We start from the raw sequence: 23,439 nt of genomic DNA on the forward strand, positions 1-23,439 counted from the left end.
TGAAGAATGGCGCGCGCGCTGGGCACGCGCGGGGTTTCAGGCTGCGCCGAAGCGTTCGGCCAGCCAGTCGGGTGCGGGATGGGTTGCCAGCCGCGGGCCGGCGGCGATGAGCGGATTGGACAGCGGGCGCTGCACGAGCCCGGGCAGGGTCCGCACGATGTCCATGAGCGCGGCCAGGTCTACGCCGGTGCGCACGCCCATGCAGTCGAACATGTGCACGAGCTCTTCGGTATTGACGTTGCCGCTGGCGCCGGGGGCATAGGGGCAGCCGCCCAGGCCGCCGGCCGCGGCGTCGTAGCGCACGATGCCTGCCTGCCAGCCTGCGATGGCGTTGGCCAGGGCCATGCCGCGGGTATTGTGCAGGTGCAGGGTGACGGCGATGCCGGGCAGTTCGCGCTGCACGCGCTCGCACAGGGCCGCCACCTGGGTGGGATAGGCCATGCCGGTGGTGTCGCACAGCGTGATGCCGGTGGCGCCGGCGTCGGCCATGGCATGTGCCAGATGCAGCACCTCGTCGGGCGGGACGTCGCCGTCGAAGGGGCAGCCGAAGGCCGTGGAGAGCGACACGTTGCAGGGCTTGTTGGACGGCCCCGCGGCGCGCAGGATGACCGTGAGTTCGGCCAGCGACTGCGCGCGCGTCATGCGCAGGTTGGCGCGGTTGTGCGTTTCGCTGCAGGACATCACCAGGTTGAGTTCGTCGGTGCCGCACTCCAGCGCGCGCTCGAGTCCGCGCACGTTCGGCACGAGCGCGGTGTAGATCACGCCCGGCCGGCGCCGGATGCGGCGCATGACGTCCTGCGCGTCGGCCAGGGCCGGAATGGCCTTGGGCGAAGTGAAGCTGGTGACCTCGATGCGCGCGAAGCCGCAATCGGACAAGGCGTCGACGAAAGCGACCTTGGCGTCGGTGGGCACCATGGCCTGTTCGATCTGCAGCCCGTCGCGCGGGCCGACTTCGTTGATCTCGATGCGGGCGGGTCCGGCCTTCATGCGATGACTCCCCGGGCGCGCAGCTCGGCCCGCTGTGCGGCGTCCAGGCCGGCGGCCTCGAGCACGGCGTCAGTATGTTCACCCAGGGTGGGCGCGCGGCGCGCGACCGCGCCGGGGTTGGCCGAGAGCAGCGGGAACACGGCAGGCATTTCCACCGGCACGCCGCGCGCCGACTCGACCTGCACGATGGCCTGGCGCGAGCGGTAGTGCGGATCCTGAGCGATGTCGGCCACGGAATAGATGCGGCCGGCAGGCACGTGCGCCTCGCGCATGGCCTCGAGCACTTCGTCGATGCTGCGCACGGCGGTCCAGGCGCCGATGGCGGCGTCGATCTCGTCGGCGCGGCGCGCGCGCCCGTCGTTGTGGGCCAGGTCGGGATCCTGGCCGAGATCGTCGCGGCCGATGCGGGCCATCAGGCGGGTGTAGATGGCGTCGCCATTGCCGGCGATGAGCACGAAGCCGTCGCGGCAGGGATAGGCGTTGGACGGGGCAATGCCGGGCAGCGAGGCGCCGGCCGGCTCGCGCACCACGCCGAACACCGAGTATTCGGGCAGCAGGCTCTCGCTCAGGTTGAAGACGCTTTCGTAGAGGGCGGTGTCGATGACCTGGCCTTCGCCGCCGCGGGCGTCGCGCTGGTACAAGGCCAGCATCACGCCCAGCGCGCCGTGCAGCCCGGCGATGGTGTCGCCCAGCGAGAGCCCCGCGCGCACGGGCGCCCGGCCCGGCTCGCCGTTGAGGTAGCGCAGCCCGGCCATGGCCTCGCCGATGGCGGCGAAGCCCGGCTCGCCTGCACGCGGCCCGGTCTGGCCGTAGCCGGAGATGCGCAGCATGATCAGGCGCGGATTGAGGGCGTGCAGCGTCTCCCACGACAGGCCCCATTTCTCGAGGGTGCCGGGGCGGAAGTTCTCGATGAGCACGTCGGCCTGCGCGGCCAGGCGGCGCACCAGATCCTGGCCCTCGGGCTGGCGCAGGTCCACGCACACGGACTGCTTGCTGCGCGACTGGGCTTCCCACCACACGGACGTGCCCTCGTGCAGCAGGCGCCATTTGCGCAGGGGATCGCCCTGCCCGGGCGGCTCGATCTTGATGACCTCGGCGCCGAAGTCGGCCAGGGTCTTGGCCGCGAAGGGCCCCGCGATCAATTGCCCCAGTTCCAGCACGCGTATGCCGGCCAGTATCTGCGCTGCCATGTCTCCTCCGGCTTTGCTCGTTCGAGCCGGCAGTGTGCGCAAACGCGGCCGCGCTGGGAATGGTTAATCCGGCAAGAGGGGTTTCGCGTCCGGTGAAAGCCCCGCCTCCTCTACACCTGCCTGCTGCCGCAGGTGCGAAACCAGCAGGCGGGCGGCGGCAGTGAGCACGTCCAGGTCGCGCACCGCCAGCAGCAGCCCGCGGCGCGCCCAGTCGTCGGCAAGCGGGATCAGCCGCAGGCCCATGGACCGGGCGTGCGGCTCGGCGGCCACGCGGGGCAGCACGCCGATGGCGCGGGTGGCGGCCACCATGCGGCAGATGGCGTCGAAGCTGCGCACCTGGATGCGCAGCCGCATGGGCTGTGCGAGCCGCGCGCTGGCCTCGGCCAGGCGCGTGGCAAGCGACGTGGCGGGCGGGAGGCCCACGTAGTCGTAGTCCAGCGTGTCGGCGAAGGCCACGCGGCGCCGGCCGCCCAGGGCGTGCCCGGCCGGCGTCACCAGCACGAGCTCGTCGGTGCGATAGGCCAGGGTCTGCAGGCCCTGCGCCGGCGTGCGGTCGGCGATGATGCCCACGTCGGCGCGATTCTCCAGCAGCGCGGCCACGATGTCGGCGCTGTTCTGCTCTTCCAGGTCGATGCGCACGGCGGGATGCGCGGCCATGAAACCGGCCAGGTCTTCGGGCAGGAACTGGGTGATGGACGAGGTATTGGCGGCAATGCGCACCTGGCCGCGCACGCCCTGCGCGAAATCCGACAGGGCGCCCGCCATCTGTTCCAGGTCCTGCAGCACGCGCTGCGCGTGTGCCAGGCAGGCCTGGCCGGCGTCGGTGAGTGCCACGCCGCTGGCGTTGCGAAACAGCAGCGGCGTGCCGAGCGCGGCCTCCAGGTCGGAGATGCGCTTGCTGGCCGCGCCCACCGCCAGGTGCGACTGGCGCGCGCCGGCGGAGATGCTGCCGTGGCGCGCCACCGCCACGAACAGCGCCAGCGTGGTGAGATCGAAACGGGCCGGATTCATGGAGCCGATGCTAACCCAGCCGGCGGCGGCCGGCGCCATGCCGGAACCCGGACTGGGCCCAATTACAATTCCCCCATGAATACGAACACCCCCGACCGTCCCGCCGGGACGCCGCCCTCCGCCGCGGAGGGTCTGCCCGCGGCATCCCCGCAAACCGCTGCCGCCCTGGCCCAGGCCGGCCATGCGCCGGCCAGCCCCGGCGCCACGCACATCCGCAGCTTCGTGCACCGCCGCGGCCACATCACCCAGGGCCAGCGCGAGGCGCTGGAGCGCCTGATGGACAAATGGTCCATTCCCTACGCGCCCAGGCCGCTGGACACAGCCGCGGCTTTCGGCCGCGCCGCGCCCGTGGTGCTGGAAATCGGCTTCGGCATGGGCGAAACCACCGAGAAGATCGCCCTGGCCCGGCCCGGCGACAACTTCCTGGGCGTGGAGGTCTTCAATGCCGGCGTCGGCGCCATGCTGCGCCGCATCGAGGATTCCGCGCTGCCCAATGTGCGCATCATCCAGCACGACGCGGTCGAAGTGGTGCGCGACATGATCACCCCGGGCTCCCTGGCCGGCGTGCACATCTATTTCCCCGATCCCTGGCCCAAGAAGCGGCACCACAAGCGCCGCCTGATCCAGCCCGCCTTCGTGGCGCTGCTGGCCAGCCGCATCGCTCCGGAGGGCTACCTGCACTGCGCCACCGACTGGGAAGACTATGCCGTGCAGATGCTGGAGGTGCTGAGCGCCGAGCCGCTGCTGCGCAATACGGCGCAAGGCTATGCGCCGCGGCCGGACTACCGCCCGCAGACCAAATTCGAGACGCGCGGCCTGCGCCTGGGCCACGGCGTATGGGACCTGATCTTCAAGCGAGCCGCCTGATGCTGTATCCCCCGATAGAACCCTACCGCCAGGGCATGCTGGATACCGGCGACGGCCACCAGGTCTACTGGGAGCTGTGCGGCAATCCCGCCGGCAAGCCGGCCGTGTTCCTCCATGGCGGCCCGGGCAGCGGCTGCTCGCCGGTGCACCGGCAGCTGTTCGATCCGAGCCGCTACAACGTGCTGCTGTTCGACCAGCGCGGCTGCGGCCGTTCGACGCCGCACGCCAGCCTGGACAACAACACCACCTGGCACCTGGTGGCCGACATGGAGCGGCTGCGCACCGAAGTCCTGGGCGCCGAGCGGTGGCTGGTGTTCGGCGGCTCCTGGGGCTCCACCCTGGCCCTGGCCTATGCCCAGACGCATCCCGGACACACCAGCGAACTGGTGGTGCGCGGCATCTTCGGCCTGCGCCGCGCGGAGCTGCAATGGTTCTACCAGGAAGGCGCGTCGTGGCTGTTCCCCGACCACTGGGAAGACTACGTGGCGCCCATTCCGGAAGCCGAGCGCGGCGACATGATCGCCGCCTACCGCAAGCGCCTCACCGGCGACGACCCGGAAGAGCAGCTGCGCGCGGCCAAGGCATGGAGCCGCTGGGAAGACAACACCATCACCCTGCTGCCCAGCCCGCGCCACCAGCAGAGCCACGCGGCCGACCGCGCGGCGCTGGCCTTCGCGCGCATCGAGAACCACTATTTCGTGCACGGCGGCTTCATGGAAACCGACGGCCAGCTGCTGCGCGACGCCCACAAGCTGCATGGCATTCCCGGCACCATCGTGCAGGGCCGCTACGACGTCTGCACGCCGGCGCGCACCGCATGGGAACTGCACCGGGCCTGGCCCCAGGCACGCTTCCACCTGGTGCCCGATGCCGGCCATGCCTTCGACGAGCCCGGCATCCTGGCCCGGCTCATCGAGGCCACCGATGCCTATGCCGCCCAGCCCTGAGGAATCTGCATGAACATCATCCTGAATGGCGAACCGCGGGAACTGCCGGCAAGCCTCACCGTGACCGGCCTGCTCGAGACGCTGGGCTACGCCGGCAAGCGCGTGGCCGTGGAACGCAACGGCGAGATCGTGCCCAAGAGCCGCCACACCGACACCGCGCTGGCCGACGGCGACATGCTGGAGATCGTGGTGGCGGTGGGGGGCGGCTGAGCGCCTCGCCTCAAACGATGGAGCCTACCGCCACGGGATGGCTCAGAGACAACCGGTCCGCGATTAGCCGTAGCGGCTCCTCGAGTGCCCGTGCGCTGGCGGCGCGGCCCAGGCTGAGCCGCATGGCGTAAGGGGCCGGCAAGTCGCCGATGACGAAGTGCGAGGCGGGCGACACCTGCACTCCTTCCCGATATAGCTGCGCGGCCATGTCGTCCGCGCGCATGGCGCCGGTAGACACCCAGATGTGGTACGTGCACGCGTCCACGGAGGTCTGCATGGACTGCCCGAGGATATCGCGGGCCAACCGTACGCGCCGCTGGGCCTCGTTGCGGTGCAATGCCACGCACTGCTCCGCCCGGCCCGACATGATGAGCCGCGTAGCAAACGCAGCCTGCAGCAACGGCTCCGTCCAGGCCAGCATCAGGATGGCATCCCGTACGCGCGAAACAAGTTCGGCGGGAGCGGCCACATAGCCCAGGCGCAGGCCCGGCGCGATGGTCTTCGACAGGCTGGTGACCGCGATCACCCCTTCAGGCCACAAAGTGGCAAGCGGGGCAGGATCGTTGCCGAGGAACAGCCCGTAGATGTCATCCTCGATGATCGGCACACCGGCGGCCCGCGCGGCGCTGACCAGCCCCATGCGGCGCTGCGGCGACATCGTGACGGACGTAGGATTGTGCGTGGCAGGCGTACAGACGATGGCCTTCGCCTGATGCCTCGAGATGAGCCCGGGCAGGATATCGGCGTCCATACCGTGCCCGTCCACATCCACGCCGACCAGCTTGATGCGCAGCAGATCGCCGATGCGGCGCAGACCGGTGTAGTTGAGCTTCTCGCACAGCACGGTATCGCCGGGCTGCGTGAGCGCCAGCAGCGACACCACCAGCCCTTCGTGCGCGCCCTGCGTGATCAATATCTGAGCGGGATCGACCTCATACCCGCGACGCGCGAACCAGGCGCTACCCGCGGCACGATGCTGCAGGCTGCCCGGTACGGGTTCATAGTCGAAGCCGCCCGCGGCATCGACCGCATTGGCCACGTCCTTGAGATTCTCTTGCAAGAGCGAGGCCGCGACGGACACTGGCGGTGCATTCAACGACAGATCAAGCGCACCGGGCGCGGCGCCCTTTCCCCCGTCCAGCACGGGGCGCGCGGCAATGAAGGTGCCGCTGCCCGCGCGTGCGGTGACGAGGCCCTTGCGCATCGCGATATTGATCGCCTTGGTGACCGTAGCGATGGTGACGTTGAGGTAATTGGCGATATCGCGCTGGGGAGGCAGGCGGGTACCGGGCAGCAGGGCGCCGTCCGCCACACCCTGCTCGATCGCGGCGACGACCGCTGCATACTTCGTACCGCCGCGCGTGTCCAGGCGCGGCGACCAGTCAGCCATGAGCGGCGCGGCCGGTTCGTGTCCGGCTGGCTTGGCCGGCTCGGCTCTGCGCCCCCGCCGTGGACCTGTCATTGTCATCAGAGGCTCCTCGCTACCAACCCGTCGTCAGCCACAAAGCCCCAGGCAAGTACATCAAGCCCAATAATACTATTAGGACCGCGCCGACGAACGGGAGTGTACCCTTAAATACCGCCATCACCGGCACCTTGCTGATGGCGCTGATCACGAACAGGTTCAGGCCGATCGGCGGGGTGATCACGGCCAATTCCATATTCAGGATCAGCACGATGGCGAAGTGCGTCAGGTCGACCTGGGATGCATTCAACAGCGGAATCAAAATGGGCATGGTGATCAGAATCACCGAGATCACCTCGAGGAACATGCCCAGCACCAGGAAGAAGAACATGAGCGCCGTCATCAACTGCCAGCCTTCCAGGTTGAGCGCCGAGATCGACTCGAATATCCCGTGCGGCAGGCGCTCGGCAGTCAGTGCGTAACTGAACAGGCTCGCCCCGGCGATGATCAGCATGATCATCCCGGCGGTAGACGCGGACAGCGTCAACATGGAGGGCAACTGTTTCAGCGGCGTGCGGTATACGAATGCCGCCATCAGGAGCGCGTACACGCAGGCAACGGCCGAGGCCTCGGTGGGCGTGAAATACCCCGAGTAGATGCCACCCAGGATGATCACCGGCAGCAGCAGCACGCCGCCGGCCTCGCGGGTGCGCTGCAAGCGCAGTGCCAGCGGCTGCTTGGGCGACGGTTCGACGCCGGAGCGCACGCCACAGACGTAGGCGAACACCACCAGCATCGCCGAGAGGGCGAGCCCCGGCAGGATCGCAGCCTTGAACAACCCGCTGATCGAGGTATCCGTGACCATGCCGTAGATGATCAGCGGGATAGACGGCGGGAGCACAATGCCCAGCCCTCCGGCAGTGGCGATCAGCCCCACGGAATACGAGCGGTTGTAGCCGCGCTTGAGCATCTCGGGAATCATCACCGATCCAACGGCTGCTGCCGTGGCCGTGGAAGAGCCGCATATCGTCGAGAAGAAGATGGTGGCCAGGACGGCCACCACGGGCAGGCCGCCGCGATTGTGGCCCATCCAGGCGTCGACCATGTACACCAGCTTGGCGGTGGCGCCGCTGCGGTTGAGGATCTCGGCCGAAAGTATGAAGAACGGGATCGAAAGCAGCGTGGTGGAGTTCAAGGCGCCGAACAAGTAAGACGCGAATGTGCTGGGATACTCCCCCGCAGCGAGCATGTACGCCAGGCCCGACAGCGCCAGCGTGAATGCCACGGGAGCGCCGATCAGCAGCCCGGCGCCAAGAAGACCAAAAGTGGAAAACATGGGAAGACTCTCATTCGTGCGTTCGGGCAGCCGGCATGGCACCCGGAAGGGCCCGTCACAGATTGACGGTATTGGGCGAGAGTTCCGACTCCGCCGGCGCGGCATCCGGCTGCGGCCCGGCGCGGAAGATCTCAATGAGGTGAGCAATGGCGTGCACGAGCATCAGGGCCCCTCCCAGCGGCATGATGAGCTGTGGGATCCACATCGGGATGCTGACAGCACCGAGCGTGCGGTCGCCGAACGTGATGCTCTCCTCCACCAACAGGTAGCCCGAATAACAGAGCATCGCGCATGCAGCTACGATCAACAAGCCGCCCGCCAGCCGCAGCACGTAGGCAGCGACCGGCGGACACACCATGAGCAGCACGTCTACGCGAACGTGGATATTGCGCTGGATGCCTACGCCCGCCGTCAGAAACACGCTCCAGATGACGCAGAACGCGGCGACCTCATACAGGCCGCTGAAACTCAGGCCCAGCATACGCAGCACGATCTGCAAGAACACCAGCCCCGCGGACGCGAGCAGGAGGAAGCCGCCGCTCATGTCTTCTATCCACTCCGTGACGGCCACGGCCCTGTGCAGAATTCGACTCATGATGCCTCCTGTCGACCGGACTCAATCGGCCTGCTGCCGGATGCGCTTGATCATCGCCTTGGCCTCTTCGCTCTGCACGGCCTCTGCAGCGTCGGCCGCCTTCTGCCACTGGGCCAGCTCGTCGGGGCTGGGCGTGAACCACTGCAGCCCGTTGTCCGCCAGGAACTTTTCCCAGTGAGCGATGTTGCCCGCAGTCTGCTCGCGATTCCAGGCACTCGCCTCTTCAGCGGCCTTCAGAAATCCCGCCCGCTGCTTGTCGTCGAGCTTGGCCAGGCTCTTGCTGTTCACGACAAGGGCATAGCCGCCCACGCCGAACATCATCTTGCTGCCCGATGTAAGCACCTCATTCCACTTTGCCGGCCCGGCAAAGGTGGGCGTCGTGAGTACCGCATCGGCCACGCCCTGCTGCAATGCCAGATAGACCTCTGTGGCGGGAATCCCTACCGACGTGGCACGCAATGTGTCCATCATTGCCTCGAGCGGCCGGGAGGGCGCCATGCGGACCTTACGGCCGGCAAGCGCTTCAGGCGTCCGCAAAGGATCGCCCTTTGCAAAAAGGTACACCGGGCCATCGTGCCAGATGCCCAGGCCCGTCATGCCGCGGGAGGAGAGCCCGTCCAGCAGCTCCCTGCCGATGGGGCCGGCGAAGACGTCGATCGCATGCTGCGGGTTCTTGAAGAGCAACGGCTGGTAGAGCACGTCCCACATGCGGTCGATACTCGAGAAGTAGCTGCTGTACGGCGCTGCGATGTCGATCTGGCCCCGGCCCACGGCACGGATTTCCTCCATGGTCGGGACCAACTGGCCGCCGGGGTACACCTGTACCTTGACGGTGCCGTCCGTGTACTGGCTCACCAACTCCGCGAACTTATTGGCCGTACGGCCTTTGATTGCCGTCTCCGGCGCTTCGTGCGCGAAGCGCATGACTACGTCTGCCGCGTGGGCCGTGCTGACCGTCACCGCCAGGCACGCCGCTCCTGCAAGGCTCTTAATGCGTCGAAACATGGAACTACCCCTTGTCTGGTCGTGGATACCTCAGCACCATAAAATCATATTACGGTAGAACATCGTATAGGTATAAATACTAGGCCAATAGATTCTCAGCCTGTCCTATCCTGGTTTCCCCAGGGGAAGCCGCCGGTAAGCCGTAGGGAATTTGCGCTATCGGGCACTGCAGGCACCCAACAGAATTGCAAGCCTATTCAAAAATACTAGTTGACCATCAAAACTGTACTCTTTAGTCTCCATATTGAACTAGTTTTATTACCAAGGAGCATGAGATGGTCAGGCCCAGCAACCAGGAATTGGTGAACGGCGAACTGTATGTCCCCGGACTCCCGGCCGACTACGTCGCGGAAAAATACGGCATCGCGCGATCGGACATCGCGAAACTCGGCTCGGCCGAAAACCCGCACGGCGCCTCGCCCAAGGCGATGGAAGCCGTGAAGGAAGCGGAGTCCCGCCTCGACATCTACCCGGACTGGACTGCGCGCGCGTTGCGCACCGCCATCGCCGAGAAATACGGCTTCGAGCCCGACGGCGTGGTCTGCGGTTCGGGCGAAACTGAAGTCATCTCGATGGTCATCCGGGCGTTCGCCGGCCCCGACGACACGGTGTTGATGCACAAGCCGTGCTTCCCCCTATATCGCATCTACTCGAATTGCGAGGGCCGCCGTCCGCTGTACGCGCCCATGGGCCCCGACTTCGAGTTCCTGATGGACGAGTACCTGAAGCTGCTGGCCGAGCGTCCACGCATCGCCTTCCTGACCAGCCCGCACAATCCCTGCGGCCGCCTGCTCGAGGAGGCCGATATCCGCCGCGTGTGCGAAGCTGCCGACGAAGCCACGCTGGTGGTGCTGGACGAGGCCTACATCCACTACAGCGAGACCGAAGGCGGCATGCACCTGCTGCGGGAATATCCCAACCTGATCGTGCTGCGCACCTTCTCGAAGGCCTTCGGGCTGGCCGGCCTGCGCATCGGCTTCGGGATCTCGGCCAACACGCGCCTGATCGACCCACTGCGCCGCATCAAGCCCACCTGGAACATGGGCCAGATGCAGATCGCGGGCGGCGTGGCGGCCATCAACGACGACGAGCACGTGCAACGCGCCGTGAAGACCGTGGTGGAAAACCGGGCCTACGTCGAAGCCGAACTGGCAAAATCGACCAGTTTCCGCATGGTGCCCGGCTCGCGTTCGAACTTCTTCCTCACCCAGATCCTGGATCCCGACCTCGGCGCCACGCATGTGTTCAACGAACTGCTCAAGCGCGGCGTGATCGTGAAGGACGGTAACGACATCATCGGCCTGGGAGACAAGTACCTGCGCGTCGACGTGAACCTGAAGCGCCACATGGACCGCTTCCTGTGGGCCCTGTCAGAGATCCGCGCACAGTGAGGAAATAAGCAATGGCAAAGCAAGCAATCGTGATCGGCATCGACGTGGGGGGAACCTTCACCGATGCCATCGCGCTGGATCCGCGGGCCGGCCGCATCCTGACCGCCTTCAAGCTGCCGTCCACCCCCGCTGACCCGGCTGTCGCGGTGATCGCCGCGCTCGAGCGCATCGCCGAGGAGCACGACATCGCCGGCGCCACGGTATGCCATGGCACCACGGTGGGCACCAACACGCTGATCGAGCGCAAGGGCAGCAAGGTCGCGCTGGTAACCACCGAGGGCTTCACCGACGTGATCGAGCTGCGACGGCAGAACCGGCCCACACTCTACGACCTGTCCGTGCGGGTTTCGGAACCGCTGGTTCCGACGGCCCAGCGCTTCGGCGCAACCGAGCGCATGGACGCGCAGGGCAACGTCGTCAGGCCGCTCGCCAACGTGGATCAACTGATTGCGCGGATGCGCGAGAGCGGCGCGGACGCCTTTGCCATTTCCTGCCTGCACGCCTACGCGAACAGTGCCCACGAGCAGGCCGTCGTAGCGGCGGTGCTGCGCGCGTTCCCGGACAGCTTCGTCACGGCGTCGCATGACGTCTGCCCCGAGTTTCGCGAATACGAACGCACCAGTACGACTGTAGTCAATGCGTACATCGGGCCGGCCGTCGGACGCTACATCCGTCGGCTGGCGACCGCCGCCGCCGAGATGGGCATCGCCGACCTGATGATCGTCAAATCCAACGGCGGCCTCACCGCGCCGGACAACGCGCAACGCTATCCGGTGCACCTGATCGAGTCAGGCCCGGCGGCGGGCATGATCGCCACGACGGCCTACGCGCGCGCCACTGACCGGCGCAATGTCATCGCTTTTGACATGGGAGGCACCACGGCCAAGGCCGGCGTGGTGCAGGACTACCAGCCCAAGGTCACCGACGAGTTCCATGCCGACCACCTCGTCAATGGCCTCGACGTGGGGGGTTATCCCATCCGCAGCGCAGTGCTCGACATCATCGAGGTCGGCGCGGGGGGCGGCAGCATCGCGTGGATCGACGATGGCGGGGTGCCCAAGGTGGGCCCGGAGAGCGCTGGCGCCGATCCCGGACCAGCCTGCTATAGCCGTGGCGGCAAGCGTCCCACCGTCACCGACGCGCACGCCGTGATCGGAACGCTCAGCGCCGAGACGTTCGAGGGATCGGGCGTGACGTTTTCGCGCGAGCTGGCCCTCGAGGCCATCAAGACGCACATCGCCGACCCGATGGGCTGGACGGTGGCGCGGGCCGCGCACGCCATCATCGCCATCGCGGTAGCCAACATGACCGAGATGGTACGGCTGGCCACCGTCCGCCGCGGCCTGGATCCGCGCTCGTTCTCCATCGTCGCCTCCGGCGGCGCCGGCCCGCTGCATGCGGCCACCGTAGGCGCCGAAGTAGGCGTGAAGGAAGTCGTCGTTCCGCCCTACCCCGGCATTTTCTCGGCGCTGGGCGCGATGCTTGGCGAGATCCGCCACGACCTTTCTACAACCCTGTTGCGTCCGTTGAGCGGACTCCGTATCGAGGCGCTGGCCACCGCCTTCGAGGGGCTGGCGTCCAAGGCCGCGCAGCTTCTCGAGCGCGAGACCAGCGGCGCCGGTACCGCCTCGCTGCATCGCCATGCCGACCTGCGCTTCGCCGGGCAGCTCTCCGAACTACGCGTGCCGCTCGGCAAGCAGGAAGACCCACTGCCCGACGCCGACGAGATCGAGCGCCGCTTCCGGACGGCCTACCAGGCCGAGTTCGGATTCGACCTGGCTGACTCGGCCGTCGAACTCGTGACCGTGCACCTGGTAGCAGAACTGCCGATCAAGGCGACAGCCGGCAGCGCCTTCCGCGAGGAGCCCGCCTTGGGCGCGGGCACGCCCTACCAGACCCGGACCTACCTGGACGCCGACGGCGGCGTACAGACCATCCCCGTCTACCGCAGCGCCGAATGCCGCGGCGCCACGCTGCGCGGCCCGCTGCTGGTGGACCATGCCGGTTCGACCGTGTGGGTGCCGGCGGGACAGACCGCAACGGTAGGCGCCGACGGCGGCGTCGTATTCCGTATCGAGGGAGCCTGACACCTTATGGACACCACCAAGCAACCTGCCTCCATCCTCGAGCGCGACCCTGTCACGTTCGAAGTGGTCAAGAGCGCGCTGTACGCTATCTGCGGCGAAATGAAGAGCGTGATCATGCGCACATCGTTCTCGCCTTTGCTCAGCCTGTCGGCGGACCTGTCGTGCGCACTGCTGGATGCGCAGTGCAACGTCATCGCGCAAGGTGTGGACATCCCCGTGCACCTGGGGGCTGCCCGCTTCACCGGCCTCGCAGCACTTGCCCGCTACCCCGCCGCCACGTGGCAGGAAGGCGACGGTGTGCTGCTCAACGACCCCTACGAGGGCGGCACGCACTTGCCGGACATGTCGCTGCTCACGCCGATCTTCTCGCAGGGTGTGCACGTCGGCTTCGCGTTGAGCCGTATCCATTGGCCGGACGTGGGCGGCATCGCGGCCGGCAGTTCCAGCGTGTGCGACGAGATCATCAAGGAAGGCCTGCGCGTTCCACCTATCAAAATCATCGATCGCGGTGAGATCCGCGAAGATGTGCTGCGGCTGATCCTTGCGAATGTACGCGTACCGTCTGACCGCAAGGGTGATTTCCAGGCTGCTCTTGCCGGCCATGCCCGCGCCACCGAACGTGTGCTGCAGCTTTGCGAACGGTACGGCGCCGCCACGGTTACCGAGATCATGGCCGACACACAACGCTACAGCCGCCGCCTGGTCGACGCCGCGCTGGGCGCGCTGCCAGACGCGGAAGTCAGCCATGAAGAGTGCCTGGACGGCGACGGCATCACCCCCGGCATCGCACCGCTGATCAAGGTCACTATCCGCAAGACAGGCTCTGAATTGACCTTCGACTTCAGCGGCTCCTCGCCGTGCGTGCCGGGCCCGATCAATGCCCCGTTGCCTGTCACCGCGTCGGCTGTCTACTACACGGTCCTGAGTTTCCTGGGCGGCACCATCGCCCCAAATTCTGGGGTGTACGCCGGTATCAATGTCGTGGCCGAACCGGGCAGCATTGTCAACGCCACGTACCCGTTCCCAGTCGTGGCAGCCAATACTGAAACGGCCAACCGTCTCGCTGACATCCTGCTGGGCGCGCTGGCCAAAGCGTACCCGACCCGCGTAAGCGCGGGCAGCTATGGATCGGCATGCGTATATACCATGGGCGGTTTCGATCCGGAGCGCAAGCGCCCCTTCGTGCACTACGAGACCATAGGCGGCGGCATGGGCGGTTCGGCGAAGCATCGAGGGGCAAGCGGGCTGCGCACCCACATGGGCAACACGATGAACCTGCCCATCGAGAGCATGGAAGCGCAGCTGCCCGTGCGATTCGTCAATTACGAGATCGTCCGCGGGAGCGGTGGCAACGGCCTCCATGCCGGCGGCGACGGCGTGCGCAAAACTATCGAAATTCTCACCGATGACGTACGTGCCTCGGTGTTGGGCGAGCGGACACGTACAGCGGCGGCCGGAGTTTTCGGGGGAAGCCCGGGCGCTCTCGCGATGTTCCGCCTGCATACCGCAGGCGGCGCCCAGGAACTGGAATCCAAGAGCGGCCCTCACCGGCTCAACAAGGGTGACCGGCTGGAGATGGTCACTGCTGGCGGCGGCGGCTGGGGAAAGCCGTCGAACGAATCGCTGTAAACAGACAAGGAGCAGTCATGAAGAGAGCAGACCCCCGGATCCGCGTTGCCCTGCTGGTTCCGTCCTCGAATCGCGTCATGGAGAACGACCTGCATGCGGCGCTTCCCAAGGACCGCTATACCGTGCATACGGATCGGATGTACCTGGTCGAGACCACACGCGACAAGGAGATCGAAATGATCGAACGATACGCTCCGCAAGCGGCCTCCGATCTCGGCACTGCCAATCCGGACGTGCTGGTCTTCGGTTGCACATCCGCCGGATCGCTATTTGGGTTGGAGTATGACGCACGAATCTGCCGCGAATTGGGCGAACGCGCCGGCTGCCCCGGCATGGGCGTCATATCGGCAGTGGCGACCGCACTGAAAAAACAGAATGCGCGCAAGCTGGCGGTGATCACACCCTACAACGACGACCTCACCCAATCCGTAGCCAAGGCTGCCAGCGGCGACCGCGAAGTGGTCTGCGCCTACGGCATGGGCATCACTGACAACGTCGCACTGGCAGATCCCACTCCGGAAGACATCGTTTCCTTTGCCAAGAGCAAGCTGGCAGGCCATGAGTTCGACGGTCTCTTCGTGTCGTGCACGAATTTCCGCGCCGTGGAAGCACAGCAATCCTTGCAGGATGCTTTCGGCGTCCCCGTGGTGACCAGCAATGGTGCGATGATCGACGCATTGCTGGCTTACCAGCCCGCGTAAGCACAGGCCGTAACGCCGCGTGCTGCCAAAAGACCATGCACACCGTTACACCTTGTGCTTTGCCGACCCGGCCACGCGGCGCCCATAATTTCTGCATCGAACGCGGCACACGCCGCCACCCCACAGGCCGGACAGCCGCGCAGCGCTGGACGGCGTGTATCGATGCGGGCCATCCCCGCCCGTGTCGATCAACTCGGCCAGATGCCCCATCTGGCCGCCTTTTTGGGCGCACGCCGATGGCGTGCCCTTGCCCTGCTTATCTGCTTCCGGCAAGGCCCGGCGCGACCGACGCGCCCTGTATGCCGTGGCGCGCCAGGGCCTGGGCCACGAAACCCTCTGCCTTCATGCGCTCGACGAAATCCGCCAGGAACCGGACGGCGGCGGGCGGGAACGACTTGGGGCAGCCCATGGCCTGCTGGACCACCATGAAGCGGCCCGGCAGCAGGCGCAGGCCCGGCTGGCGGCGCGCATCGGCCTCCAGCTGCTGGCGCACGCCGGCGGCAACCTCCAGCCCTTGCTCCAGGAAGGCGGCCACCACGGCGGGCGATGCGGGCGCGCGCAGGATCTGCGCGTGCTTGAGCTCGCGCGTGAGATGCAGATCGTAGGCGCTGCCCTTGCCGACCGCCACGCGCGTGCCGGGGCGGTCGACTTCGTCATTGCGCTGCAGCGGCGAGTCCCGCCTCACCAGGTAGGCGCCTTCGATCAGCACATAGGGCGCCATGAACGAGATGCCGGCGCCGCGCACCGGGTCCACGGCGAAGAAGCCAATGTCGGCGCGCCCCTGCGTGACGGCCTCCACCGACTTGCCGGCGGCGTCGAAAACCACCAGATCCAGCGGCACGCCCAGGCTGTCGGCAAAGGCCCGCGCCAGGTCCACCGAGACGCCGGCGGCCTCGCCGCTTGCGGGGTCGCGTCCGGCCAGGATGGGATTGCCCAGGTTGATGGCGGCGCGCACGGCGCCGCCCGCGGCAAAGGCCTGCTCGATAACGGGGTCCATGCGCCTGCCTCCAGTGCGTTCAACAGGCCGGCGGACCGCCGCCGGCATACGGCTCAGCGGCCGAAGCGTCCCAGGCCTTTCATACCGCCCATGGCGCGCATCATCTTGGCCATGCCGCCCTTCTTCATCTGCTTCATCATGCCCTGCATCTGCTCGAACTGATTCAACAGGCGGTTGACTTCCTGCACCGGAACGCCGGCGCCGGTGGCGATGCGCCGCTTGCGCGAGGCCTTGATGAGTTCAGGCTTGGCGCGCTCGGCCGGGGTCATGGAGTTGAGGATGCCCTCGGTGCGCCGCAATTGCTTCTCGGCCTGGCCGCTCTGGATCTGGCCGGCCGCCTGCTGGAACTGCGCCGGCAGCTTCTCCAGCAGCGAGCCCATGTCGCCCAGCTTCTTGACCTGGCCGAGCTGCTCGCGGAAATCGTTCAGGTCGAACTTGTTGCCGGACTTGATCTTGGCCGCCAGCTTCTGGGCATCGGCAATGTCGATGTTCTTCTGTGCCTGCTCCACCAGCGACACGATGTCGCCCATGCCCAGCACGCGCTGGGCCATGCGTTCGGGGTGGAAGGGCTCCAGCCCGTCGAGCTTCTCGGAGACGCCGACGAACTTCAGCGGCTTGCCGGTGACGTGGCGCACCGACAGGGCCGCGCCGCCGCGCGCATCGCCGTCGAGCTTGGTGAGCACCACGCCCGTGAGCGGCAGCGCCTCGGCAAAGGCGCGTGCGGTATTGACGGCATCCTGGCCCTGCATGGCGTCGACCACGAACAGCGTTTCCACCGGCCTGACCAGGTCGTGCAGTGCGCGGATCTCGCGCATCATGGCTTCGTCGATGCCCAGGCGGCCGGCCGTGTCGACGATGAGCACGTCGTAGTGGTGGCGGCGCGCGTGCTCCACCGCATTGCGCGCGATGTCCTCGGGCTTCTGGCTGGGATCGGAGGGCAGGAAATCCACGCCGGCCTGGGCCGCGACGGTCTTGAGCTGCTCGATGGCGGCGGGGCGATAGACGTCGGCGCTGACCACCAGCACCTTCTTGCGGCCGCTCTTGCGGCCGCCCTGGCTGTGCTGCCCTTCGGCGAGCCAGCGCGCGAGCTTGCCGGTGGTGGTGGTCTTGCCGGCCCCCTGCAGGCCGGCCATGAGGATGACGGCCGGCGGCTGCACCGCCAGCGAGAGCTCGCCGGCGTTGGGGCCAAGGTCTCCGCCCATGAGGCTGGTGAGTTCCTTGTGCACCACGCCCACCAGCGCCTGGCCGGGGCTGAGGCTGCCCGCCACTTCCTCGCCCAGGGCCTTTTCCTTCACCCGGGCGACGAAATCGCGCACCACGGGCAGCGAGACGTCGGCCTCGAGCAGGGCCATGCGCACTTCGCGCAGCATCTCCTGCGTATTGGCCTCGGTGAGGCGGGCTTCGCCACGCAGCGTCTTGACGACACGCGACAGTCGTTGGGTGAGGTTATCGAGCATGAGAGGCGTTTCCGCTTACACTAGTCGGCTGAATCAAGGCCCCGGAGGGCAGAACGCGCCCCGGGCCATCCAGACGACGGTTTCTATGTCACCAGGCATTGTATTTCACGCCGTGGCCGCCCTGGCTTACGCCGTGCTGGGCGCCGGGCTGTGGCGCCGCTTGCAGGCAGGCGAGCGCAGCGTCGAGCATACCGGCCGGCTTGCCCGCGGTTGCCTGCTGGGCGCGCTGGTGCTGCACGGTGCCGGGTTGTATGCCGCCATGCTGGGCGGCGGCCAGCTCTTCGTGGGCTGGGCCCTGGCCCTGTCGGCGGCGGTCTGGCTGGGCCTGGTGGTGTTCTGGCTGGAAAGCCTGCTGGTGCGGCTGGACGGCCTGCAACTGCTGCTGGTGCCCGCCGGCATGCTCGCCAGCGCGGTGGCTGCGCTGTTTCCCCAGGGCATCGTGGTGCCGCATGCCGACGACGCCGTGCTGCGGGTGCACCTCGTGCTGGCGCTGGCGGCCTACGGCCTCATCACCATCGCGGCGCTGCAGGCCGTGCTGATGGCGCTGCTCGACCGCCACCTGCACCGCCCGCTCGAGGCGCCCGCCGAGCGCAGCATCGTGAGCCGCGTGCTGGATGCACAGCCGCCGCTGCTGGTGCAGGAACAGCTGCTGTTCCGCCTGATCTGGGTGGGCTTCGTGGTGCTGACGCTGGCGGTGGGCTCGGGCTCGGTCGCGTCGCTGGCGCTCACCGGGCTGGTGCTGCCTTTCGACCACAAGACCGTATTCACGCTGCTGTCGTGGATCACTTTCGGCGTCCTGCTCCTGGGGCGCCACATCCGGGGCTGGCGCGGGCGCGTGGCGCTGCGCTGGACGCTCACGGGCTTCGCCTTCCTCATCCTGGCCTATACCGGCAGCCGGTTCGTCCTGGAAGTCATCCTGCACCGAGGTTGATGTGGGTAAATTGCTGTTGTGGATCCTCATCGTGCTGGCCGCCATGTTGGCCATGCGCCTGATCAACGCGCAGGCGGCCCGGCGCCGCGCCGAACCGCCGCCGCGCCCCCGCGCGGCGCCGCCCGGCAAGAGCGGCGTGCCGGCCGAGGCCATGGTGCGCTGCGCCCACTGCGGCATACACCTGCCGCGCTCGGAGGCCCTGCTGCAGCAGGGCCAGACCTGGTGCAATGCCGAGCACGCCAGGCTGGGGCGCCCGGCCGGCTAGGGCCTGTCAACGCGGAATCGCCGTAGGCGTTTTTGCATCGCGGGCGGCACCCGGCATAATGCCGGTTGGACACACAAAGCCAGAGTCGCTCATGCAACAACTGCATCTCGATCGTCACGGCTGGCTGGTGCCCGGCCCTGCGGCCGGGCTGCTGCCTTCGCCCAACGTAGACCAGCGGCCTCCCGGAACCCAGGTGTCGCTGCTGGTGCTGCACAACATCAGCCTGCCTCCCGGCCGCTTCGAAGGCCCCTGCGTCGCCGACCTCTTCCTCAATCGCCTCGACTACGGCGCCCACCCGTGGCTGGAACGGCTGCGCGGCCTGCGCGTGTCGGCCCACTTCTTCATCCGCCGCGATGGCCGCATCCTGCAGTTCGCGTCCACCGAGGCGCGCGCCTGGCATGCCGGCGTATCGCAGTTCGAGGGTCGCGAGCGCTGCAACGACTACTCCATCGGCATCGAACTCGAAGGGGCCGACACCGTGCCCTACACCGACAGGCAGTACCAGGTGCTGGCCAGGCTCGCGCGCGTGCTGCGCGCCCGCTATCCGCTGGCCCACGTGCGCGGCCACCAGCACATTGCACCGGGGCGCAAGACCGACCCCGGCCCGGCCTTCCACTGGGCCCGCTTCGGCCGCGAAAGCGGCTTCCTGCGGCGCGCCCTGCCGCCGCGCTGAATCCCGCAAGGACGCGACATGCTCAAGATCTGGGGACGCCCGAGTTCCGTCAACGTGCAGAAGGTGCTGTGGGCCGTGCGCGAACTGGCCCTGCCCCATACGCTGGTGCAGGCCGGCGGCGAGTTCGGCGGGCTGGACACGCCCGACTTCGGTCGCCTGAATCCCAATCGCAAGATACCGGTGATCGACGACGGCGGCTTCGTGCTGTGGGAGTCCAATGCCATCGTGCGCTACCTGGCGGCCCGCTACGGCCAGGGCAGCCTCTGGCCTGCCGACCCCTGCCTGCGCGGCGATGCCGACCGCTGGATGGACTGGCAGGCCACCGAATGGCAGCCCGGCATGGCGGCTGCCTTCCTGGGGCTGGTCCGCACGCCCGAGGCGCAGCGCGATCCGCGCGCCATCCAGGATTCCGCCCGACGCGCCAACGGCCTCGCGCTGGTCCTCGAGCAGGCGCTGCAAGGCAAGGAATTCGTCGCGGGCTCGCAGTTCGGCATGGGCGACATCGCGCTGGGCTGCGCCGCCCACCGCTGGCTGGGCATGCCCATGGAGCGCCCCGCCACGCCGGCGCTGTCGGCCTGGTACCGCCGCCTGATGATGCGCCCGGCCACGCAAGGGGTGTTGACGCTGCCGCTGAAGTAGGCCGCGCCTCAGCGCATCGCGCGCTCGACCTGCGCCACGAAAAGCTCGCCGGCGCGAGTGAGTGCGGGCGCGCGCCATGCCATGGCCAGCGGCAGGCGCGGCGGCTCCGGCCGCACGGGACGAAACACCACGCCGGGCCGCGTGGCCGCGGCAATGCCTTCGGTGACGAAACCGATGCCCGCCCCGGTGGCAACCAGCCCCACCAGTACCGTCATGGGCATCACTTCCTGGACAATATCCGGGCTGAAGCCATGCGTCTGGAACATGCCGATGACCCGGTCATAGATCGAAGGGCCCACCTGCCGGGGCGCGATCAGCAAAGGCTGGCCGGCCAGGGCCTGCACCGGTATCACCTTGCGGCGCGCCAGCGGATGCCCGGCGGGCAGGGCCAGAACCAGCCGCGAATCCGGCAATGGATGGCAGACCAGATCCGGCTCCGCCACCGGCGGATGCAACACACCCAGGTCGATCTCGCCGCGCGACAAGGCCTGCTCGACGGCCGGAGAATTCATTTCCAGCAGGTCGACCTGCACCCCCGGATAGCGTTCGCGGAATTGCCGCACGGCACGCGGCAACGCGCTGTAGAAGGCAATGACGGTGAATCCCAGGCGCAGGCGGCCCAGTTCGCCACGCGCGGCCTGCTGCGCCTGGCGCCGCGCCAGTTCGGCCTGCGCCACCGATGCCCGGGCTGGCCCCAGGAAGGCCTGGCCCGCGGCGGTAAGCGCCACACGCCGCCGGTCCCGTTCGAACAAGGCCACGCCCAGCGCATCCTCCAGGGCCCGGATGCGCTGGCTCAGGGCGGGCTGGGTGAGATGCACGCGCTCGGCCGCGCGCCGGAAATGCAAGGTGTCCGCCACGGCAATGAAGCACTGCAGGGCACGCAAGTCCATCGCGGCCTCCCGGCTATTGATAAGATTTCATTATCACAGACTGGCTATTTCGAATTGGATAGGAATCAGCAAGCGGCCTAGGATCATCGCCGACCTTGCCGCTCCCGGCAGGGCTTCACCAGGAGCCCATCATGCGCAATGCATTGTTTCTGCTGCTGCTTCCCCTGGGCATGACCTCGCATGCCGCGCCCCCGGACGTCCGCCTGCTGCGCGGTGTTGCCGCCCCCCTCATCGCCACCGTATCCGATGGCGATTTCGTCGCCCGCAGCTATGCCGACGGCACGCTGGCCCCCGAGCAGGCCGGATATCGCGACGTGCTCACCGTGATGTCGCGCACCGGGGACGGCTACACAACCGCACAGCTGCCGGTGTCCAACTCGGTGACCGCCGCGCCGGAGGTCCTGGCCGTGTCCCGCGATGGCCGCCGCGCCTACGTGGTCGAGCGCCTGGGCCAGCGCCCCGCGGGCGCCACGCGGGTCGCGCAGCTGCCGCCCGGAGACGCACTGCATGCGATCGATCTCTCCGATCCGTCGGCCCCCACGCTGGCGGGTACGCTGGCCCTTGCCCGCTTTCCGGAAAGCGTGGCCCTGAGCCCGGACGACCGCCGGCTGGCGGTGGTGTCCAACACGCCAGAGGCCGCCTACCTGCAGATCATCGACGCGAGCGCACGCACGCCCAGGCTGCTCGCGCGCGTCGACCTGTCCATGCTGGGCATCGCGGGCCAGGCCGATACGCCGCGCCGGGGCGTGACCGCCACCAATGTGCAATGGCATCCCTCCGGGCGCTACCTTGCCGTCAACCTCAACACCCAGAACCGCGTGGCGTTCTTCCAGCTCGACGACGACAACGGCCAGCTGCGACTATCGCCGTGGGGCGCGCCCGTCGCCACGGGCCCCGACCCATTCGTCGGTCGCTTCACGCCTGACGGCCGGCATTACCTCACCTCGAACTGGGGGCGCGATTTCAGCGCGACCACGCTGGATGGCCGCATTCCGCAAGCTCCTTCCACGATCAGCGTCATACGACTGGACCAGGATACGACGCCGCCCAGGCATGCGGTCGTCGATACCGCAACGACCGGCAACTCGGCAGAAGGCTTGGCCATCAGCCCGGACGGCCGCCTGGTTGCCACCATCAACATGCGGACCACCGCTTTTCCGCCGGACTCTCCCCGCTTCACGCGCGACGCGTCGGTGACCCTGCTGCGTTTCGAGCCAGGGCAAGGCCGGCTGGAACCGCTAGGCGAATACCCCTTCGAAGGCGTCCTGCCTGAGGGCGGCAGCTTCGACCTGGACGGCAGGCACCTGCTGGTGACGGTGTTCGAGGGCCATCTGGACGCCGGCCCCGGCCTGAGCGCCGGGCTGGAGGTTTTTCGTGTCGTGGAGCGCGATGGCCGGCCTGCGCTGGAGCGGCGCGGTCGCCTGCCCATGCCGCACGGCGTGCACCATGTCGTCGTGGCGGGAGCACGATGACCCACCCAGGCCAGCCCGGCGCGGCCCGGGGCGCGGCGCCCGGCCGCCTGGCTACGGCCGGACGTAGTCGGGATAGCGCTCGCAGATCTCGTCGACCTGGCTGAGCGTGCCCGACAGGTGCGCGCGCAGCGCGTCCTGGGCGGCCGCGGCATCGCGCCGGGCAATCGCCTCGACGATGCGCTGGTGGTCGTTGAGGATGCGCTCCGCCTTGCCCGACTCGGGCAGGTGCAGCCGGCGCAGGCGGTCGACATGGCCGCTGTAGCGCTGCTCCAGCTGCCAGAGGCCGCCCACCCCCGCGGCCTCGTGCATCTCGCGGTGGAAGGCCCGGTCGGCGTCCAGGAAGCGGTGATAGCGGTCGGCGCCCCGGTTGGCGCGCTGCACGTCGATGTGGGCCTGCAGCCGCTCGACGAGCCCGGGATCGTCGCGCCCGGCCAGCTCGCGCACGATCTCGAGCTCCAGAGAGCGCCGCAGGAAATGGGCCTGCCGGGCCGCGGCCACGTCGATGCGGCTGACTTCCGTGGTGTGCTGGGGGAAGATATCCACCAGCCCCTCGTCGCGCAGCTGGCTGAGCGCGTCGCGGATGGGCGTCTGGCTCAGGCCGAAGGCCTCGGCCAGCTCCCCGCGCGACAGCACCGTGCCGGGCTTGAGCTCCAGCGACACGATCAGCTCGCGCAGTTTCTCGAAAACCTGCGGCGCAGCGTGGCGCGAGCGGTCCAGGCGCAAGTCGATGGGCAGGGCATCCAGCACGGGCATA

The 23,439-nt window shown here is 67.9% G+C and carries 23 protein-coding genes; 12 read left to right on the forward strand and 11 right to left on the reverse strand.

All coding sequences use genetic code 11. The features are described from left to right. Positions 1-36: 36 nt before the first annotated feature. The 3 genes from ACYBYQ_RS18100 to ACYBYQ_RS18110 form a co-directional block, all read right to left on the reverse strand. Positions 37-987 (reverse strand): hydroxymethylglutaryl-CoA lyase, encoded by a 951-nt coding sequence (locus ACYBYQ_RS18100; RefSeq protein ID WP_459615808.1) that lies wholly within the window; start codon positions 985-987, stop codon positions 37-39. Beyond that, positions 984-2,177 carry a CaiB/BaiF CoA transferase family protein gene (locus ACYBYQ_RS18105; RefSeq protein ID WP_459615809.1) on the reverse strand — a complete coding sequence of 398 codons (1,194 nt, stop codon included), beginning with the start codon at positions 2,175-2,177 and terminating at the stop codon, positions 984-986. Before ACYBYQ_RS18105 ends, ACYBYQ_RS18100 begins: the two co-directional genes overlap by 4 nt. 63 nt (positions 2,178-2,240) lie before the next feature. Next, entirely contained in the window at positions 2,241-3,188 is a 948-nt protein-coding gene (locus ACYBYQ_RS18110; protein ID WP_459615810.1) for a LysR substrate-binding domain-containing protein, read from the reverse strand. Between the two features lie 75 nt (positions 3,189-3,263). Between ACYBYQ_RS18110 and trmB the strand changes: the two genes are divergently transcribed. From trmB to thiS, 3 genes are read left to right on the forward strand one after another with little or no spacing between them, the layout of a single operon-like run. Then, complete coding sequence (gene trmB / locus ACYBYQ_RS18115) at positions 3,264-4,055, forward strand: tRNA (guanosine(46)-N7)-methyltransferase TrmB (RefSeq protein WP_459615811.1); 792 nt, start codon at positions 3,264-3,266, stop codon at positions 4,053-4,055. After that, on the forward strand, positions 4,055-5,002 hold the full coding sequence (pip, locus tag ACYBYQ_RS18120; protein ID WP_459615812.1) for a prolyl aminopeptidase: 948 nt from the start codon (positions 4,055-4,057) through the stop codon (positions 5,000-5,002). The genes trmB and pip overlap by 1 nt, the downstream gene beginning before the upstream one ends. 9 nt (positions 5,003-5,011) lie before the next feature. Further along, positions 5,012-5,212, forward strand: a complete 201-nt coding sequence (thiS, locus tag ACYBYQ_RS18125; protein ID WP_459615813.1) for a sulfur carrier protein ThiS — start codon at positions 5,012-5,014, stop codon at positions 5,210-5,212. A gap of 10 nt (positions 5,213-5,222) precedes the next feature. Here the strand turns inward: thiS and ACYBYQ_RS18130 are convergent, their stop codons facing one another. The 4 genes from ACYBYQ_RS18130 to ACYBYQ_RS18145 form a co-directional block, all read right to left on the reverse strand. After that, a complete protein-coding gene (locus tag ACYBYQ_RS18130) occupies positions 5,223-6,602 on the reverse strand; it encodes an aminotransferase-like domain-containing protein (protein WP_459615814.1) in 1,380 nt (459 codons plus the stop codon). A 91-nt stretch (positions 6,603-6,693) separates the two neighbouring features. Further along, positions 6,694-7,953 (reverse strand): TRAP transporter large permease, encoded by a 1,260-nt coding sequence (locus ACYBYQ_RS18135; RefSeq protein ID WP_459615815.1) that lies wholly within the window; start codon positions 7,951-7,953, stop codon positions 6,694-6,696. 55 nt (positions 7,954-8,008) lie between these two features. After that, positions 8,009-8,548, reverse strand: a complete 540-nt coding sequence (locus ACYBYQ_RS18140) for a TRAP transporter small permease (RefSeq protein ID WP_459615816.1) — start codon at positions 8,546-8,548, stop codon at positions 8,009-8,011. A 21-nt stretch (positions 8,549-8,569) separates the two neighbouring features. Further along, a complete protein-coding gene (locus ACYBYQ_RS18145) occupies positions 8,570-9,553 on the reverse strand; it encodes a TRAP transporter substrate-binding protein (protein WP_459615817.1) in 984 nt (327 codons plus the stop codon). A gap of 275 nt (positions 9,554-9,828) precedes the next feature. On the opposite strand from ACYBYQ_RS18145, the gene hisC reads away from it, so the two are divergent. The 4 genes from hisC to ACYBYQ_RS18165 are packed head-to-tail and all read left to right on the forward strand — an operon-like array spanning position 9,829 to position 15,361. Then, positions 9,829-10,944: a histidinol-phosphate transaminase gene (hisC, locus tag ACYBYQ_RS18150; RefSeq protein WP_459615818.1), complete on the forward strand. Its 1,116-nt coding sequence runs from the start codon at positions 9,829-9,831 to the stop codon at positions 10,942-10,944. A gap of 11 nt (positions 10,945-10,955) precedes the next feature. Next, entirely contained in the window at positions 10,956-13,031 is a 2,076-nt protein-coding gene (locus tag ACYBYQ_RS18155) for a hydantoinase/oxoprolinase family protein (protein ID WP_459615819.1), read from the forward strand. A gap of 6 nt (positions 13,032-13,037) precedes the next feature. Continuing rightward, positions 13,038-14,660 (forward strand): hydantoinase B/oxoprolinase family protein, encoded by a 1,623-nt coding sequence (locus tag ACYBYQ_RS18160; protein WP_459615820.1) that lies wholly within the window; start codon positions 13,038-13,040, stop codon positions 14,658-14,660. Positions 14,661-14,677: 17 nt separating this feature from the next. Further along, positions 14,678-15,361, forward strand: coding sequence for a maleate cis-trans isomerase family protein (locus ACYBYQ_RS18165; RefSeq protein ID WP_459615821.1), 684 nt, complete (start codon positions 14,678-14,680; stop codon positions 15,359-15,361). A gap of 256 nt (positions 15,362-15,617) precedes the next feature. Here the strand turns inward: ACYBYQ_RS18165 and ACYBYQ_RS18170 are convergent, their stop codons facing one another. Both ACYBYQ_RS18170 and ffh read right to left on the reverse strand, forming a co-directional pair. Beyond that, positions 15,618-16,358 carry a transporter substrate-binding domain-containing protein gene (locus tag ACYBYQ_RS18170; RefSeq protein WP_459615822.1) on the reverse strand — a complete coding sequence of 247 codons (741 nt, stop codon included), beginning with the start codon at positions 16,356-16,358 and terminating at the stop codon, positions 15,618-15,620. Between the two features lie 53 nt (positions 16,359-16,411). Then, positions 16,412-17,815 carry a signal recognition particle protein gene (gene ffh / locus ACYBYQ_RS18175; RefSeq protein ID WP_459615823.1) on the reverse strand — a complete coding sequence of 468 codons (1,404 nt, stop codon included), beginning with the start codon at positions 17,813-17,815 and terminating at the stop codon, positions 16,412-16,414. Between the two features lie 85 nt (positions 17,816-17,900). Between ffh and ACYBYQ_RS18180 the strand changes: the two genes are divergently transcribed. From ACYBYQ_RS18180 to ACYBYQ_RS18195, 4 genes are all read left to right on the forward strand, one after another. Continuing rightward, complete coding sequence (locus ACYBYQ_RS18180; RefSeq protein WP_459615824.1) at positions 17,901-18,746, forward strand: cytochrome C assembly family protein; 846 nt, start codon at positions 17,901-17,903, stop codon at positions 18,744-18,746. Between the two features lies 1 nt (position 18,747). Further along, positions 18,748-19,011 carry a PP0621 family protein gene (locus tag ACYBYQ_RS18185; protein ID WP_459615825.1) on the forward strand — a complete coding sequence of 88 codons (264 nt, stop codon included), beginning with the start codon at positions 18,748-18,750 and terminating at the stop codon, positions 19,009-19,011. Positions 19,012-19,102: 91 nt separating this feature from the next. Then, positions 19,103-19,684: a 1,6-anhydro-N-acetylmuramyl-L-alanine amidase AmpD gene (gene ampD / locus ACYBYQ_RS18190; protein WP_459615826.1), complete on the forward strand. Its 582-nt coding sequence runs from the start codon at positions 19,103-19,105 to the stop codon at positions 19,682-19,684. Positions 19,685-19,702: 18 nt separating this feature from the next. Then, positions 19,703-20,323 (forward strand): glutathione S-transferase family protein, encoded by a 621-nt coding sequence (locus ACYBYQ_RS18195; RefSeq protein WP_459615827.1) that lies wholly within the window; start codon positions 19,703-19,705, stop codon positions 20,321-20,323. Positions 20,324-20,331: 8 nt separating this feature from the next. Here the strand turns inward: ACYBYQ_RS18195 and ACYBYQ_RS18200 are convergent, their stop codons facing one another. After that, positions 20,332-21,213 carry a LysR family transcriptional regulator gene (locus tag ACYBYQ_RS18200; protein ID WP_459615828.1) on the reverse strand — a complete coding sequence of 294 codons (882 nt, stop codon included), beginning with the start codon at positions 21,211-21,213 and terminating at the stop codon, positions 20,332-20,334. A 131-nt stretch (positions 21,214-21,344) separates the two neighbouring features. On the opposite strand from ACYBYQ_RS18200, the gene ACYBYQ_RS18205 reads away from it, so the two are divergent. Continuing rightward, positions 21,345-22,685: a lactonase family protein gene (locus ACYBYQ_RS18205; protein WP_459615829.1), complete on the forward strand. Its 1,341-nt coding sequence runs from the start codon at positions 21,345-21,347 to the stop codon at positions 22,683-22,685. Between the two features lie 51 nt (positions 22,686-22,736). On the opposite strand, the gene ACYBYQ_RS18210 is transcribed toward ACYBYQ_RS18205, so the two are convergent. Next, entirely contained in the window at positions 22,737-23,438 is a 702-nt protein-coding gene (locus tag ACYBYQ_RS18210; protein WP_459615830.1) for a GntR family transcriptional regulator, read from the reverse strand. Position 23,439 lies beyond the last annotated feature (1 nt).

This window comes from Bordetella sp. 2513F2, from assembly GCF_054642735.1.

What these genes read in the sequence shown, in the direction of transcription:
- ACYBYQ_RS18100 (WP_459615808.1), bottom strand. Translation starts at nt 987, where the DNA reads ATGAAGGCCGGACCCGCCCGCATCGAGATCAACGAAGTCGGCCCGCGC.
- ACYBYQ_RS18105 (WP_459615809.1), bottom strand. Translation starts at nt 2,177, where the DNA reads ATGGCAGCGCAGATACTGGCCGGCATACGCGTGCTGGAACTGGGGCAA.
- ACYBYQ_RS18110 (WP_459615810.1), bottom strand. Translation starts at nt 3,188, where the DNA reads ATGAATCCGGCCCGTTTCGATCTCACCACGCTGGCGCTGTTCGTGGCG.
- trmB (WP_459615811.1), top strand. Translation starts at nt 3,264, where the DNA reads ATGAATACGAACACCCCCGACCGTCCCGCCGGGACGCCGCCCTCCGCC.
- pip (WP_459615812.1), top strand. Translation starts at nt 4,055, where the DNA reads ATGCTGTATCCCCCGATAGAACCCTACCGCCAGGGCATGCTGGATACC.
- thiS (WP_459615813.1), top strand. Translation starts at nt 5,012, where the DNA reads ATGAACATCATCCTGAATGGCGAACCGCGGGAACTGCCGGCAAGCCTC.
- ACYBYQ_RS18130 (WP_459615814.1), bottom strand. Translation starts at nt 6,602, where the DNA reads ATGGCTGACTGGTCGCCGCGCCTGGACACGCGCGGCGGTACGAAGTAT.
- ACYBYQ_RS18135 (WP_459615815.1), bottom strand. Translation starts at nt 7,953, where the DNA reads ATGTTTTCCACTTTTGGTCTTCTTGGCGCCGGGCTGCTGATCGGCGCT.
- ACYBYQ_RS18140 (WP_459615816.1), bottom strand. Translation starts at nt 8,548, where the DNA reads ATGAGTCGAATTCTGCACAGGGCCGTGGCCGTCACGGAGTGGATAGAA.
- ACYBYQ_RS18145 (WP_459615817.1), bottom strand. Translation starts at nt 9,553, where the DNA reads ATGTTTCGACGCATTAAGAGCCTTGCAGGAGCGGCGTGCCTGGCGGTG.
- hisC (WP_459615818.1), top strand. Translation starts at nt 9,829, where the DNA reads ATGGTCAGGCCCAGCAACCAGGAATTGGTGAACGGCGAACTGTATGTC.
- ACYBYQ_RS18155 (WP_459615819.1), top strand. Translation starts at nt 10,956, where the DNA reads ATGGCAAAGCAAGCAATCGTGATCGGCATCGACGTGGGGGGAACCTTC.
- ACYBYQ_RS18160 (WP_459615820.1), top strand. Translation starts at nt 13,038, where the DNA reads ATGGACACCACCAAGCAACCTGCCTCCATCCTCGAGCGCGACCCTGTC.
- ACYBYQ_RS18165 (WP_459615821.1), top strand. Translation starts at nt 14,678, where the DNA reads ATGAAGAGAGCAGACCCCCGGATCCGCGTTGCCCTGCTGGTTCCGTCC.
- ACYBYQ_RS18170 (WP_459615822.1), bottom strand. Translation starts at nt 16,358, where the DNA reads ATGGACCCCGTTATCGAGCAGGCCTTTGCCGCGGGCGGCGCCGTGCGC.
- ffh (WP_459615823.1), bottom strand. Translation starts at nt 17,815, where the DNA reads ATGCTCGATAACCTCACCCAACGACTGTCGCGTGTCGTCAAGACGCTG.
- ACYBYQ_RS18180 (WP_459615824.1), top strand. Translation starts at nt 17,901, where the DNA reads ATGTCACCAGGCATTGTATTTCACGCCGTGGCCGCCCTGGCTTACGCC.
- ampD (WP_459615826.1), top strand. Translation starts at nt 19,103, where the DNA reads ATGCAACAACTGCATCTCGATCGTCACGGCTGGCTGGTGCCCGGCCCT.
- ACYBYQ_RS18195 (WP_459615827.1), top strand. Translation starts at nt 19,703, where the DNA reads ATGCTCAAGATCTGGGGACGCCCGAGTTCCGTCAACGTGCAGAAGGTG.
- ACYBYQ_RS18200 (WP_459615828.1), bottom strand. Translation starts at nt 21,213, where the DNA reads ATGGACTTGCGTGCCCTGCAGTGCTTCATTGCCGTGGCGGACACCTTG.
- ACYBYQ_RS18205 (WP_459615829.1), top strand. Translation starts at nt 21,345, where the DNA reads ATGCGCAATGCATTGTTTCTGCTGCTGCTTCCCCTGGGCATGACCTCG.
- ACYBYQ_RS18210 (WP_459615830.1), bottom strand. Translation starts at nt 23,438, where the DNA reads ATGCCCGTGCTGGATGCCCTGCCCATCGACTTGCGCCTGGACCGCTCG.